The organism is Leptospira paudalimensis (assembly GCF_026151345.1).
Classification (GTDB): domain Bacteria; phylum Spirochaetota; class Leptospiria; order Leptospirales; family Leptospiraceae; genus Leptospira_A; species Leptospira_A paudalimensis.
Genome location: NZ_JAMQPR010000002.1, coordinates 122,498 through 136,869 on the forward strand (window position 1 = coordinate 122,498; position 14,372 = coordinate 136,869).

Below are 14,372 nucleotides of genomic sequence, written 5' to 3' on the forward strand. Positions count from 1 at the left end.
TTGAATCTCCAATAACACTCAAACCAATTTCAAAAAAAACACTAAATAATTTTCTCTTTTTCCCGCGTCCGAGACTCATTCTGTTTCCGAAACACTTCCATCACAGCACAAAACAAAATCACAGCTCCACCGAGCCATAACCGATCGGGTGGAACTTCTCCGAGGAAGTACCATGCCGCCAAACTCCCGTAAATCGGACTTAGTGTGGACAATGTTCCCGCTGTAGTCACAGATAAATTTGACAAACTGCGAATCCAAATGGTATGGGCAAGGGAGGTAAAAATTCCTGCAAGGATCACTTGGAAGAGGAGATACTTTGGTTCTGCGAGCATCTGGGAGAGTCCATCGGCAAACGGGAGTAACACCAATGAGGTTGCAAAGAGTTGGGTGAATAAAATTTGGGAACTCGGGTAATGTACATGCATCTCTTTTGTGAGTAGATTGCGAATCGCATACAAAACAGCAGAAACCACTCCCCAAACCACACCTTGGAACATTTGGTTGTCCCAAGACAGATCAGGCACAATGAGAAATAAACCAAAAAGAGAAAAGGAAGCCAAAAATAATGTAAATGGTTCTGGCTTTTTACCACCTAACATAGGTTCTAAAATTGCAGAAAAAACAGGATAGGTAAACAGTGACAACATCCCAACGGCAACTGTGGATACTTGGATGGAGTGAAAGTAAGTTACCCAATGTAAGGCGAACAAAATCCCAATCCCAAATACATATCCAAAATGTTTAAAACTCTGGTAGGATATGGACTTACGCCTGAGGAGAAAAAATAACCCTAATATCAGTACAGAAAACAATGCACGACCAGAGATAATGGTTACCGCAGGAAAAGGGAGGAGTTTGGCAAACAAAGTGACGTTCCCCATAATGAGGATCGTCAAATTGAGTTCTAATACAGAACGAAGGAAAGAAGGGCAAGAAGTTTTCACTTCTTCCTTAGGATTCAACCCCTAGAAATTTGGCGATGGATTTTCTGTCCTTCTCCAAACTATGTTTGTGAATTTCTTCAATTGCCTTTTCCACAATTGGAGAAACAAAAAGTAAACTAGAAACCACGTCTACATCATAAGAACGTTTGGACTCAGAGCCACTTGCTTCGTATTTACTTTTCCCTTTGATCACAAATACGTTGTCTTTGCCTGGTGGGGCAATTTTAAACTCATGTGTATTGGTTGTGGTATCAAAGGTAGATTCTTCGAGTAAGGAAAGATCATTGAGAGCTGCTGATAAAACGGCAGGCATTGATCCTTCTAAACTCACCTTTCGTTTTTGGTGGATGAGGTTCCCTTCTTTTTTTTCTTCGAGTAACGTTACATTCTTTAGATCAGGAAACTGGTCTAGGTGTTTGTATCTCTCCTCTCTAGCATGCAAAAGTTTATCTAAGGGAACTGGGAATGTATGGGTGACTTGGTATTTCACTATTTTTTCTTACCTTTTTTCTTTGCAGGTTTTGCCTTTGGTTTGGCTTTTTTAGGTGTAGGTTTTGCTGCTTTTTTAACAGCTTTCTTCGCCTTCACTTTGTTTTGTGGTTTAGCGACTGGTTTGGATGCCGGTTTTGCCTTTGTCGTAGTTTTTGGTTTCGCACTTGGTTTTGATTTCCCTTGTGACTTCGAAGGTTGGTTTACCTGTGCGAGTAAATCTTCATCTTCCCAATAAAAAACTTGGTCAGCTGGAGTGGATTGTTCCATCGCCATTGCTTGGGCTTCCAAAAGTGAATTATTGGATTCATTAAAATTTGCTAATTTTTGAAACAACAAATTGATTTTTGGATCTTGGAATTTCCCACGGATGGTTGCATAAAAATTACGTGCATCTTCCCCTTCGCGAATGGCAAGTTCAATGGCCTTTTTTTCGTCAGCTTTGACTTCTGCATTTTTGTTTCGGTCTAAACGATCCATGATCTTTTGGATGGTGGAAGAGTGGAATTTTTCAATCTCCGAAAGTTGTTTGAGGTTCGGAAGTTCTTTCCCCTCTGCACTTTTATAAATGTCTTTGATGTATTTGATGTGCTCATCACCATCTAACGCAAGTTGGCTGAAAAGTTCTCTAATTTGACCTTCAGGCAAACTTTCAGATAGTTTAAGATAAAAATTGAAACATTGAACCTCATGTTCAATCGCAGCTGCTACTGCTTCAATAAAGGATGTTTTTTTTAGTGATTTCATAATCCCTTTCCCTGGTTTTGTAAAACCATAAATACGATACTCGTTTGAGTGAAGTGAATCAAGTATTTTTCACTGATTGAACATCTAACTCTTCTGTCTTTGTTGCAGCATAAATGAGTAGTTGTGCAAGATAATAAGTGATCATGATTCCAAGAGATGCAACGGACCGGTCCATTTCTCGGTTGAGAAACATCGAATATGCGATAATGGAGTCCGAGAGGATGAAAACCAGTGCACCGAGGAGTCCCAAATAGAATGGTTTGGTGATCGAATTTCTTGCAGCTGCCCGCCAACCCATAAGGCAAATGGCAGAGATATAAAATCCTACAGGGATCGTGAGAGCACCTAATTTCGGAACAAGCACCATAAAAAAGGAACTACCAAATAACAAAAATGGAATCGCAAGGACAGGTTTGATTTTGGAATCAATGGTAAATGCATACGAATAAATCAATTGGGCGATGAGAAACGAACCAAGCCCTGGGACAAAATATCCTTCTTTCGGGATGGCCAAAAAACTATCTCCAAATAGAGAAAATACAAGTCCTACCGCAACCAATTTTCCTCGTTTTTCCAATGTGGGAAACGAACGAAACAATGCGACAATCAAGATTAAGATTGGGACAATTTTGGAAGGTAGATAAAAAACATCTTCCTTTGAGATCGTAACGATCGCAAGCAGATGAACAACAGAAAAGAGAACAAACAAAACAATTTCTTTAGCCATATTTCTTACTTTACACAGATATCATTCTCGAGATTTCATCAGATGGAAAGCCCGAGTGATCAGCCTATGAAACAAACACGACCCTTGTCTATCCTTTTCTTAATCTGTCTTTTGTGGACACAAACCTTATCTGCAAGAGAAGTCCCTTCCGGCGGAGAAATGTTGATAGATCTCATCGTTGCTCGTCCCATGGGACTTGCAGGTACTGTATTAGGAACTGCTGCATTTATCGTCGCATCTCCATTCACTCTTCTCTCTGGAACATTCTTGCAGTCTGGAAGAAGATTGGTTGTATACCCTGCAAAATTCACCTTCACACGAGGGTTAGGCGACTTCCCTGGTTATATGGAAGATTACCAAATCGTAGAGGAATAAATTGAACGAATTTTTATTTTCAGATTTTCCTGAAGTATCCACTGAGGATTGGAAAAACCAAATCCTCAAAGACCTAAAAGGCAGTCCTTGGGACAAAGTGACCTGGGAAACCGAAGAAGGTTTTAAAATTGAACCTTTTTATCGCAAAGAAGACCTTCCTGTTTTACCTAGAGTTTTCAAACGAAACCCTGGATGGAAAGTAACCGAAACTATCACATCCAAATCCGAAACAAAATCTTTAACAGAGAAAGGTGTTGAAGCAGCCATCCTTGTTTCTCACGAAGAGGCAGGAAAACAATATGGTTGTAAAATCTCCTCAACTTCTGACTTAGAATCTCTCGCAAAATCAGTGGGTGAAATTCCTCTTATCGTTTCACTTGCCACACGAACTCCAAAGTTCACCGACACATTCAAAAAACTGGCATCTTCGCATAACACGGTTCTAGGTGACTTTGATCCGTATGGTACTGCTCTTCTTTGTGGAGAACTTGGTTGTGAAAAAGAGAGTATTGGCAAAACCTTCCAAGCACTTTCAGGAACCAAAGGGTTCTCTGGTGTGGGCATTCATAGTTTGTATTTACGGGATTCAGGTGCTTCCATTGGCCAAGAACTTGCCTATTCTCTTTCTTGGGGTGTGGATTACTTAAACCAACATTTGGATGCGGGAGTTTCGATCGAAGATGCTGCATCAAACCTTTGGTTTTGGATGGGGATTGGCTCTGATTACTTCACAGAGATCGCCAAATTCCGTGCTATGCGAATCCTTTGGACTGAAATTCTCAATGCCTACAAACCAGGCCTTGGAGAAATGCATCCTGCTCTTATCCTTGCCCAAACTTCTAATTTTCAGTACACGGCATACGATCCTTACGTGAATATGTTACGTGGAACAACGGCTGCTATGTCTGCCGTAATTGGTGGTGCTGATTTTATCGCAGTATCGCCTTTTGATTCCGAATATACCACAAAACAAGAGTTAGGCAAACGAATTGCAAGGAATGCACAACTCCTTCTTCGTTACGAATCCTTCCTCGACAAAGTAGAAGACCCTGCGTCTGGTTCGTACTACTTAGAATTACTCACGAAAAAATTAGCGGAAACGGCTTGGGAAAAATTCCAAACTGTGGAAAAAGAAGGTGGGTTTGGTGTTTCTTTGAAAAAAGGTACCATCCAATCCGAAATCCAAACTCGTGCTTCCAAAAAACGGGAAGCCCTTGCTACCAAAAAAGAAATCCTGCTTGGAACAAACCAATACCCACTCCCAACAGAACGGCATGCTGAGCTAAAAGAATCAGTGGCCGAAACTGAAAAACGGCTATCTTACTCAGAAAAATCAACATACGAACGTTTGGTGCCACTCAGACTTTCGTATGAATTTGACAAGTGGAGAAACAAAACAGACCTCCAGGTTGCTTCTGGGAAAAAAGCACCTAAGGTATTTTTACTGACCATTGGGGACCTAACGATGCGAAAAGCACGTGCTGGTTTTAGCTCCAACTTCATTGGCTGCCTAGGATACGAAATCATCGACAACCTGGGATTTTCTTCTATAAAAGAAGGAGTGACCAAAGCAAAAGAATCGGGAGCCGAGATTGTTGTCCTTTGTTCGGCTGACGAAGAGTATGCGACCTACCTTCCTGAATTTGCAAAGGAAATGGCAACCCAACTTCCAAACGCTTGGAAACTGCTTGCTGGTTACCCAAAAGACTTAGTTAGCCAAGCGGAATCTCTCGGGATCGATGACTTCATCCACATGAAACGTAACCTCGTTCAGTTTATGGAAAAAGCCCAAAGCAAATGGATCGGGAAATAAAATGAAGAAACCTAATTTTGCAACTACCCCACTTTCTTTTAGTGCCCCAAAACCAGACCCAAAGTCCATTTCTCTTTGGCAAACGGCAGAAGGGATTTCCATCCAATCTCGGTACCAACCAACCGACTTGGAAGGAATGGAACACCTAAATTATGCGGCTGGAATCCCTCCCTATTTACGTGGGCCTTATTCCACCATGTATGTAAACAAACCTTGGACGGTCCGCCAATACGCTGGATTTTCCACAGCTGAAGAATCAAATGCCTTTTATCGTCGAAACTTAGCCGCAGGGCAGAAGGGACTTTCCGTTGCCTTTGACCTGGCAACACATCGGGGTTATGATTCCGACCACGAACGAGTCGTAGGAGACGTGGGGAAAGCGGGTGTGGCGATTGACTCTGTCCTCGACATGAAGATCCTCTTCGACCAAATCCCTCTCGATCAGATGTCTGTTTCCATGACCATGAATGGTGCGGTCATCCCAGTCCTTGCATTCTATATTGTTGCAGCAGAAGAACAAGGGGTTTCTAAGGACAAACTTTCTGGTACCATCCAAAATGATATTTTGAAAGAGTTTATGGTGAGGAACACTTACATCTACCCGCCAAAACATTCGATGAAAATCATCGCTGATATCTTTGGTTACACTTCTAAATACATGCCAAAGTTTAACTCCATCTCCATCTCTGGTTACCATATGCAAGAAGCGGGTGCCACAGCCGATTTGGAACTTGCCTATACACTTGCGGATGGTTGGGAATACATCAAAACAGGAATCGCTTCTGGGCTTTCTGTCGATGAATTTGCACCACGCCTCTCATTCTTTTGGGCGATTGGGATGAACCATTTTATGGAGATTGCCAAGATGCGTGCGGGGCGTCTGCTTTGGGCTAAAATCGTAAACCAGTTCCAACCGAAATCCACAAAGTCTTTGGCTCTCCGAACCCATTGCCAAACGTCTGGATGGTCCCTCACAGAACAAGACCCATTCAATAACGTGGGAAGGACTTGTATTGAAGCCATGGCAGCAGCCCTTGGCCACACTCAATCCCTTCATACAAATGCTCTTGATGAAGCGATTGCCCTTCCGACTGACTTCTCAGCAAGGATTGCACGTAACACACAAATTTACTTACAAGAAGAAACTAACATCCACCGAGTCATCGACCCTTGGGGAGGATCCTTTTATGTGGAAAAACTCACAAACGATTTAGTCCACAAAGCGTGGGATCTAATCACCGAAGTACAAAAATTAGGTGGTATGGCAGAGGCGATTGAGACGGGAATTCCAAAGATGCGGATCGAAGAAGCATCCGCAAGAAAACAGGCTCGTATCGACTCTGGGAAGGATGTGATTGTCGGAGTAAACCGATTCCGTTTGGATAAGGAAGCTCCCCTTGATATATTAGACATCGACAACACTGCAGTTCGACTCGCCCAAATCAAACGACTCGAACAAATGAAAAAAGACCGTGATAACACAGCCGTCGAAGCTGCGTTAAACGCCATTACGAAATGTGCAGAAACAGGCAACGGAAACTTACTCGAACTCGCAGTGGATGCAGCACGCAAACGTGCTTCTCTCGGTGAAATTTCATTTGCAATGGAAAAAGTATTCGGGAGGTACAAAGCTGTGATCAGATCTATCTCGGGAGTGTATTCCTCAGAAATTTCCGAAGACAAAGGTTATATCGAAGCGAGAGGTCTTGCCGATGAATTTGCCAAACTCGAAGGCCGTAGACCAAGGATCATGGTTGCCAAAATGGGACAAGATGGCCATGACCGTGGTGCCAAGGTGATCTCCACCAGTTTTGCTGATATGGGGTTTGACGTTGATATCGGGCCTCTTTTCCAAACACCTGCGGAAGTTGCCAAACAAGTGGTAGAAAACGACTGCCACATCCTGGGAGTTTCTTCCCTTGCAGCAGGACACAAAACCTTGGTTCCGCAAGTGATCGAAGAATTGAAAAAACTTGGCGCAGAAGATGTGTTAGTTGTTGTGGGAGGAGTGATCCCTGCACAAGACTACGACTTCCTCTACAAATCAGGTGCTACAGCGATTTTTGGACCAGGAACAGTGATTTCGGAAGCCGCAAAACAAATCCTCAATTTGTTACTCGGCGAACGAAGAGCCGCGTAAGGTTTACCAAACAAAGATCCGGCAAAACACCGAATCAAACAACAAACACCGACTTGTCAATCTGGCGGTCGGTGTTCGTTTGGTGTCTGACAAATCAGGATTCAAAACACAACCGAGACATTCTTACGTTTCATAGAGAATCAAATGGATCAGGAAAACAAAGACTCACAGAAAACCAAACTTTCCAGTGAACCGAAAGAGCCAAAATCGGCCCTCTCTGTCAATCCTGGTGTTGCGGATGCTCCCGCCATCTCTCCCTATATCAAAGAACAACGAAAGTCCCTCTCCAAAAAAGAAACCACACCAGAATCCCTTGCAGATGGAATTTTAACAGGGAACCGAACAGCCCTCTCCAAAGCCATCACCCTTGTGGAAAGTAATTTGGAAGAACACAATGACAAAGCCCAAGCCATCTTAGAACTTGTGATGCCAAAGGTAGGAAACTCCATTCGCATTGGGATTACAGGGGTTCCCGGAGTGGGAAAATCCACTTTCATTGAAAGTTTTGGAAGTTACATCCTCGAACAAAACCGAAAACTCGCAGTACTCGCCATTGACCCCAGTAGCCAACGTACAAGAGGTTCTATCCTCGGAGATAAAACGAGAATGGAAGTTTTGTCCAAAGCAGAAAATGCCTTTATCCGTCCCTCACCTAGCAGTGGTTCACTGGGAGGTGTCGCACGAAAAACACGAGAAAGTATGTATCTCTGTGAAGCAGCTGGGTTTGATACTATCATCATTGAAACGGTAGGTGTCGGTCAGTCTGAAACCCAAGTCCACTCCATGGTGGATTTCTTTTTGTTACTCATGCTTGCAGGTGCGGGAGACGAACTCCAAGGGATCAAACGAGGCATTATGGAGATGGCAGATCTGATTGCCATCAACAAGGCCGATGGACAAAATGAAGCCTATGCCACTCGGGCTAGAGCCGAGTATGAATCAGCTCTCCACCTCTTCCCTGCCCCCGAATCCAAATGGACACCTCGTGCCACCACTTGCAGTGGACTTGGAGGAAAAGGAATTGATGAAATTTGGAATCTCATCCAAGACTACACCACCACCACAAAAACAAACGGTTATTATGCGAAAAATCGGGAAGACCAAACCAAAACTTGGTTTGAAGAATCTTTGAGGGAAGCTGTTTTGGATCAGTTTTTTGCAACTGAAGGGAAAAAAGAAGCCATTAGCCTCTCTGAATCCAAATTGATGAGTGGAAAATCCACACTACTACGCGAAATCAAGTTCCTCCTCGGGAAATAAAAAAAACACCACCGTGACTGAACACGATGGTGTATTATAAGGTTATCATTCATTTAAAGGAAAAGTCCAATTCGAAATAGGGTGAATTAAAGAATAAAATTCACAAAAAACAAGATGGTGAAATAGACACCGAACCAAAGGAAAAAACGAAAGTAGGTAACAAAAAAGAAGACCAAAACTTTTAAAGTGTCCTTAAAAGAAAAATTCTCTGAATCCGGATTTCATTATAAGGGAGAATTGTAGATTCGTCTATCTACCAGATGGTATAAAAAGAAACCTGCAAACAAATCAGAAGATACCAAATACCCTCGCTTTTTTTAACATTTGGACCCTGGTATTGACCTGGAGTTTTTTGTAGATGGTTTTGATTTGTTGCCTGACAGTCCCGATGGTTGTTCCAAACAATTGGGCAATCTGTTGGGGAGTATCCCCTTCAATGATGAGCTCTAAAATTTGCCTTTCCCTGGGTGATAAAACTTCTAAACCCAATTCTTTTTCTTTTTTAGGATGGGAACTTAGGGTTGGACTCGTTTCTGGTTTTCGAAATGCTAACAATACTTTTGTGGCGATAGAAGGAGAAATCACACTCCCCCCATCCAAAATTGTTTGGATGGTCTCCCATAGGGAATCCAATTCTGACTTCCAGATATAACCTGATGCACCAAGTTTGATCGCAGCAAAGATCACATCATCTGTTTGTAAAGAAGAGATCACAAGACTTTTCCTCACATCAACAGTATGGTATTTTTTTAAAACATCGATACCACTGGCGCCCGGTAGTCCAATATCAAGAATCAATAATTGTAATTCTTCCTTAGGAGGATTTGAATCGAAGGCTTCTGCAGAGTTCCAAGTTGTGATAGAGAGTGTATCTCTAGTTTTTAATACAGCTACTAAAGAATCTAAGTAGTCAGGATTGTCTTCTATGATGCCAATTTGGACTACATTCATAATAAGAATAATGATTTCGGGATTCGCATTTTGATCCGGTAAGGAGATGGACTAATTTCTAATTGACCATTTAGGAATTGGATTCTTTGTTCAATCCCTTTTTCTCCGATTCCCAAATTCCAAAACGATTCTGGATTTTCAATGATTACATTTGGATTCTCTGCTTTTGTTTTTTTGCCTTCTGTGGCAAATTCAATGGAGATGGAATTTTCAGTTTCCTCTAAACGACAAATAGTTTTTCCACTACCATGCCTTAAATCATTGGTACTAATTTCTTTAAAGATTTGTAATATATGGTGTGCAGTTTCTGGTTCTTTGATTGAGACCAAACGGTCGGTAAAGGTCTCGCTTTGGATTAAAATTTCCCTGCCTAACATTTTATATCTTTTTTTAACAAGGAGATGTAGACCATCGATAAGAGATTCCTGCAAAATTTCTCTCTGGTCTTCTTCTTTTACTTGGTTCCGTAAAGATTGTAAAGCGTCGGAAGAAAGTTCTTTGATTTTATGTACCACCGCAGTTGCAGTTCCAACTGAATTGGTCTCCAATGTTTGGCAGAGTAATACCAAGTCCGTGAGTTTAGAACCCAAACTATCATGGATGTCTTGGAAAAATGTCCTACGTTTTTCTTCGAGTAACATACCTCGATACGCTGCAATGTAACGTGTTTGGAACCACCAATGGTTCAGAAAAAAAGAAACTAAAAACAATGGTACAATGGTAGACATCTCTCTCCATGTTTCTTCTGGAATCAAAGAATCATTTTGGATGAAAACTCGTATTAAATAAATGCAAAAAACAAGTGTCCATTCAGAAATAAACTGCCAAACAAGTCCTGGATAAAAAAACGAATTTGAACCAATGAGTGCGATGATCGTTAACCAATTTCTTGGATCAAAGTAAGGGATAGTTGGATCATGAAAGCCAGTTTCAATTTCGACTAAGACTAAAGAAAAAAATAAAATTCGAACGAGTTTTGTGATATTGGCATTCACTGTTCGATAAAAAAAAGAAATCCCAACTAAGCATAAACTGATGATGAGTTGTGAAAACGAAAGATAACAATTCGTTAGATCAACTTTTCCCCACTCCAAATAAACGCTATGAGCATAAGCCAAGGTATAAGCGAATCCTAAAAAATATAGTTTGTTTAAAATTTCAGAATAAACAGCAATTAAAGAAATTGGGTCAAATTGTTTGCCCAACAGTTTGTGATAGAAAACACGAATGTTCATAAATCTACCAATACTTTGTTTGGTAGGGAATGAAGACTTTCTTCATACTTCTAGTTTTTTGATATGTTCCAATAGAAGTTTTTTATCATCATCAAAGATTTGGTTGAATTCAAGTCCGACTTCATAAAAAGCACCTTCACCAAATTCCTCCAATCGAACTACTTTTGCCTTTGGGTACAAAACATATTTTACATCTGGGAAACGTAATTCCAATTCAAGCCTTGTACCCAATGACATTGGTTCCTTCGTACGAAAGAGGAGTCCACCTTCTGAGATGTCTTGTGAGTCCCCTTCCCCTTTGTCACTAGGCAAAAACTGAGCCGAACCTGCACCCGATTGGATCACACGGTAGGTGAGATGGACTTTTTCAGAGATACGATTGTAAATGCGGCGTTCGCTAGACATGAATGCTAGAGAACACCGAATTCAATGTTAGGGCAAGTTTAAAATGAAAATCTCACCCGTATCTAAGAGTGAGATTTCTGTTATCCTTCTAAATCCTCAGGTCGGATTTCGTAATCTGGACGGAAGGCTCCTTCAATTTTCTCTCTGAGTCGATCAATGTATCCAAAAACGGCAGGTACCACAATGAGTGTGATCAGTGTCGATAGGATGAGTCCACCAATAATGGCAATCCCCATTGCAGTTCTCGATTTAGATGCCTCACCAATCCCGAGTGCAATCGGCAATGTCCCTGCAATCATCGCAAGGGATGTCATAAGGATTGGTCTCAAACGTTTAGCACCAGCATCAAAGATGGCATCGTTTCTAGACATTCCATGTTCTTTCATGGCAAGCATCGCATGGTCGACAAGTAAAATGGAGTTTTTAGCAACAAGTCCCATTAGTAGGATGAGTCCAATCATACTAAATAAGTTTAACATTTCACCAGTTAAAGCGAGTGCAAAAAAGGCACCCGAAATGGCAGGTGGAATGGCAAACAAAATCGTTATCGGTGTGATAAATGACTCATAAAGAGAAGCTAACACAAGATAGATGAATATAAGCGCCATTCCAAAGGCAAGGACTATGTTTTGTAACAATTCTTTGAAGTCTTCTGATTGTCCCACAAAGGAATACGTAATCCCAGGAGGTGGAGGTAATTTTTCCTTCAGGATTTTGACAGCAGATTCAGAAGCTGATGCTATGGCACCACCTGGTGCTAGGTTTGCATTGATAGGAACAACTCTAGATCTGTCTTCACGAATGATCCTTGCAGGGGATGTACTTTCCTTACCATCTGCAATTGCACTTAGAGGAATGAGTTTGTTTTGAATGTTTGGCACTCTTGTTTCATAAAAAGACTTACGTAAATTTCGTTGGTCTTCTTTCAGACGTAACCTAACATCATATTCAATTCCATTTTCAAGGTATTTGGCAACTTCTCCCCCTTCGATGTGGTAACGAAGTTCTGCTCCCATCACCCCTGCCACCACTCCAACAGTTTGCATTTTGGCACGATCTGGTACTACTTGGAATTCTGGTTTACCTGTTCTGTAAGTTGTGTCCACATCGGTTAAGTCTGGAATTTTCCTAAGTTCATCCATTACCTTGAAGGAATAGGTTTCCAAATCTTTTAAATTTTCCCCTTTTAAGTTAAGGTTGAATGGATATTGAACACCACCACCAATCGCAGAATAGTCGTTCACTTTCGGTCTTGCATGAGGATATGCTTTTAGAAAATCTCTGATTTGGTCTTTTACTGCGGCTGTTGTACGTTTGCGGTATTCAGAAGGGAGTAAGGCAACACCAATCGTAGCGATATTCGATTCTCCATCACTATTCCCTACAACTGTTGCCAATAATTCTAATTCGGGAACGTTTTTGATAATTTCATTTTGGATTTGTTCTACCACTTCAGAAGTTCCTGTTAAGGAAGTCCCTGGTGCCATCTCCACATTCACCATAAATTCTCCCTGATCGTTTGCAGGAAGGAAGGTCTTTTTTACAAAGGCAAGCGAGAAGATACTTGTGATGAGTGTAAGAATTGTGAGTAAAATCACTGCCCATGGTTTTTTTAAGGCAAACTTCATAATGATTGCGTACATTCTGTCCAGGAAATCTTGGAACTTATCAAAATAACGAAGGACAAAATTCTTTTCTTTATGAATGTCAGTTTTACCTGCAAAATAAGCAGATAACATTGGTGCAACTGTCAGACCATCAAAAAGAGAAATGATCATGGCAAAAACAACTGTGAGTCCAAACTGTTTGAAAAACTGACCCACAATTCCTGATAAAAATCCAATGGGGAGGAAAACCGCAATCACTGTGAGAGAGGTTCCGATGACCGCTAAGGTTACTTCTTCCGTTCCTTTACGGGCTGCAACAATGACCGATTCCCCCTCTTCCAGTTTACGGAAAATATTTTCCCTAACCACAATGGCATCATCAACCAAAAGTCCTACCGCAAGTGATAAGGCAAGAAGTGTCATCACGTTCATGGTAAATCCCATGGCATACATGATGATAAAAGCACCTAACATTGAGTTTGGGAGTGCCATACCAGTGATGATGGTAGAACGAACGTTCCCAAGGAAAAGATACACAACTAAAACAGCGAGAAAAATTCCTAGAATAATGGCGAGTGTTACATCTTCAATGTTAGCACGAATCCATTTAGAGCCATCTCGGATGAGGATGACTTTTGGAGTGCCTTTCATATCTTTGATTTGGTCATTGATGGTATTAATTTTTGCTAAGATACCATCGGCTACTTCAACTGTGTTTGCTCCCGATTGTTTGTAAACATCTAGGAAAAGTGCTGTTTTTTGAACCCGCTCTTTTTTTGGTGCTTCGTATTTGAATAATAATTTTCCAATGATGGAAGGTTCTTCGTGTTCTTCTGTTTTGATGGGAGCATACAAAAGTCCACGGGTTTGACGGTCTTGTAATGTATCTTTGACCTGACCAAGGTCTTTGACAAGAACTCCTCTACCAAATTCACCACCAAACGAAACAACTGTGTTCTCAATTTGGGATAAGGATTCGTATTTTGCAACTGTACGAAAGGATGTTTCTTTTTCTCCACCTTCTACTTTTCCTGCAGGGATGTTCACACCAGAGTTTTTGATTTGGTTCCCTATCGCAATGGCAGGCACTTGGTAAGCATTAATTTTGTTACGATCAAGTTCGATATGAATCTCACGGCGTGCACCACCGATAATCTTTACCGCACCAACGTTATTCACCTGTTCTAATTTGGTTTTGATTTTTTCTTTTGCTAAATCGTACAATTCACCTTCAGGTAAATCAGCAAATAAAGAGATCCGCATAATGGGTTGGTCTGAGGGATCAAACCTTTGTACAAGAGGTTCTTTTGAAGATTCAGGGAAAAGTGGTTTGACCCTTGCTGTTTTATCCCGAACTTGTTGTTCGGCATATTTGATGTCAGTGGTCAAACTGAACTCAGCAAAAACAAGAGAGATCCCTTCTTGGTTTCGGGAAGTGATCCTTTTAAGTCCAGAGATAGAACTAAGTTCCTCTTCCAAAGGTTTGGAGATGGAAGTTTCAATTTCTTCTGGGCCTGCTCCAGGGTACACTGTGGACACCACAACAAATGGGATGTTGATATCCGGGAATAAATCCACACCGATACGTTTTAAGGAAATGTAACCTGTGATCACCATGATGATCACGAGGGATGAAATGAAAATGGGGCGTTTGATCGAAAAAGAAGCAATACTCATGA

Annotated in this window: 12 protein-coding genes; 4 read left to right on the forward strand and 8 right to left on the reverse strand. The window is 41.3% G+C overall.

All coding sequences use genetic code 11. From position 1 onward, the window contains the following. Window positions 1-41 precede the first annotated feature (41 nt). The 4 genes from ND855_RS17595 to ND855_RS17610 are packed head-to-tail and all read right to left on the reverse strand — an operon-like array spanning window position 42 to window position 2,907. Window positions 42-962 carry a DMT family transporter gene (locus tag ND855_RS17595; RefSeq protein ID WP_407658763.1) on the reverse strand — a complete coding sequence of 307 codons (921 nt, stop codon included), beginning with the start codon at window positions 960-962 and terminating at the stop codon, window positions 42-44. Further along, the gene (locus tag ND855_RS17600; RefSeq protein WP_265359532.1) at window positions 952-1,434 is read right to left on the reverse strand and encodes a DUF2505 family protein; all 483 of its coding nucleotides are present in this window, start codon (window positions 1,432-1,434) and stop codon (window positions 952-954) included. Before ND855_RS17600 ends, ND855_RS17595 begins: the two co-directional genes overlap by 11 nt. Continuing rightward, window positions 1,434-2,180, reverse strand: coding sequence for a ferritin-like domain-containing protein (locus tag ND855_RS17605; protein WP_265359533.1), 747 nt, complete (start codon window positions 2,178-2,180; stop codon window positions 1,434-1,436). Before ND855_RS17605 ends, ND855_RS17600 begins: the two co-directional genes overlap by 1 nt. 58 nt (window positions 2,181-2,238) lie before the next feature. After that, window positions 2,239-2,907 carry a lysoplasmalogenase gene (locus ND855_RS17610; protein WP_265359534.1) on the reverse strand — a complete coding sequence of 223 codons (669 nt, stop codon included), beginning with the start codon at window positions 2,905-2,907 and terminating at the stop codon, window positions 2,239-2,241. 66 nt (window positions 2,908-2,973) lie between these two features. Here ND855_RS17610 and ND855_RS17615 point away from each other — a divergent pair, with 66 nt between their 5' ends. The 4 genes from ND855_RS17615 to meaB all read left to right on the forward strand — a co-directional run bounded on the left by ND855_RS17615 (window position 2,974) and on the right by meaB (window position 8,495). Then, entirely contained in the window at window positions 2,974-3,282 is a 309-nt protein-coding gene (locus ND855_RS17615; protein ID WP_238761418.1) for a hypothetical protein, read from the forward strand. 1 nt (window position 3,283) lies between these two features. Continuing rightward, entirely contained in the window at window positions 3,284-5,095 is a 1,812-nt protein-coding gene (locus ND855_RS17620) for a methylmalonyl-CoA mutase family protein (protein WP_265359535.1), read from the forward strand. Between the two features lies 1 nt (window position 5,096). Further along, window positions 5,097-7,235 (forward strand): methylmalonyl-CoA mutase, encoded by a 2,139-nt coding sequence (gene scpA / locus ND855_RS17625; RefSeq protein WP_265359536.1) that lies wholly within the window; start codon window positions 5,097-5,099, stop codon window positions 7,233-7,235. 144 nt (window positions 7,236-7,379) lie between these two features. Continuing rightward, window positions 7,380-8,495: a methylmalonyl Co-A mutase-associated GTPase MeaB gene (gene meaB / locus ND855_RS17630; RefSeq protein WP_265359537.1), complete on the forward strand. Its 1,116-nt coding sequence runs from the start codon at window positions 7,380-7,382 to the stop codon at window positions 8,493-8,495. 288 nt (window positions 8,496-8,783) lie between these two features. Here the strand turns inward: meaB and ND855_RS17635 are convergent, their stop codons facing one another. The 4 genes from ND855_RS17635 to ND855_RS17650 form a co-directional block, all read right to left on the reverse strand. Next, on the reverse strand, window positions 8,784-9,446 hold the full coding sequence (locus ND855_RS17635; RefSeq protein WP_265359538.1) for a response regulator: 663 nt from the start codon (window positions 9,444-9,446) through the stop codon (window positions 8,784-8,786). After that, window positions 9,443-10,681 (reverse strand): sensor histidine kinase, encoded by a 1,239-nt coding sequence (locus ND855_RS17640; RefSeq protein ID WP_265359539.1) that lies wholly within the window; start codon window positions 10,679-10,681, stop codon window positions 9,443-9,445. Before ND855_RS17640 ends, ND855_RS17635 begins: the two co-directional genes overlap by 4 nt. A 42-nt stretch (window positions 10,682-10,723) precedes the next feature. Then, on the reverse strand, window positions 10,724-11,086 hold the full coding sequence (locus tag ND855_RS17645; protein WP_265359540.1) for a PilZ domain-containing protein: 363 nt from the start codon (window positions 11,084-11,086) through the stop codon (window positions 10,724-10,726). A gap of 80 nt (window positions 11,087-11,166) precedes the next feature. Next, entirely contained in the window at window positions 11,167-14,370 is a 3,204-nt protein-coding gene (locus tag ND855_RS17650; RefSeq protein WP_265359541.1) for an efflux RND transporter permease subunit, read from the reverse strand. Window positions 14,371-14,372 lie beyond the last annotated feature (2 nt).

Excerpts from the sequence above, each read along its gene's own strand:
- ND855_RS17605 (WP_265359533.1), bottom strand. The coding sequence starts at position 2,180 with ATGAAATCACTAAAAAAAACATCCTTTATTGAAGCAGTAGCAGCTGCG.
- ND855_RS17610 (WP_265359534.1), bottom strand. The coding sequence starts at position 2,907 with ATGGCTAAAGAAATTGTTTTGTTTGTTCTCTTTTCTGTTGTTCATCTG.
- ND855_RS17615 (WP_238761418.1), top strand. The coding sequence starts at position 2,974 with ATGAAACAAACACGACCCTTGTCTATCCTTTTCTTAATCTGTCTTTTG.
- scpA (WP_265359536.1), top strand. The coding sequence starts at position 5,097 with ATGAAGAAACCTAATTTTGCAACTACCCCACTTTCTTTTAGTGCCCCA.
- meaB (WP_265359537.1), top strand. The coding sequence starts at position 7,380 with ATGGATCAGGAAAACAAAGACTCACAGAAAACCAAACTTTCCAGTGAA.
- ND855_RS17635 (WP_265359538.1), bottom strand. The coding sequence starts at position 9,446 with ATGAATGTAGTCCAAATTGGCATCATAGAAGACAATCCTGACTACTTA.
- ND855_RS17640 (WP_265359539.1), bottom strand. The coding sequence starts at position 10,681 with ATGAACATTCGTGTTTTCTATCACAAACTGTTGGGCAAACAATTTGAC.
- ND855_RS17645 (WP_265359540.1), bottom strand. The coding sequence starts at position 11,086 with ATGTCTAGCGAACGCCGCATTTACAATCGTATCTCTGAAAAAGTCCAT.
- ND855_RS17650 (WP_265359541.1), bottom strand. The coding sequence starts at position 14,370 with ATGAGTATTGCTTCTTTTTCGATCAAACGCCCCATTTTCATTTCATCC.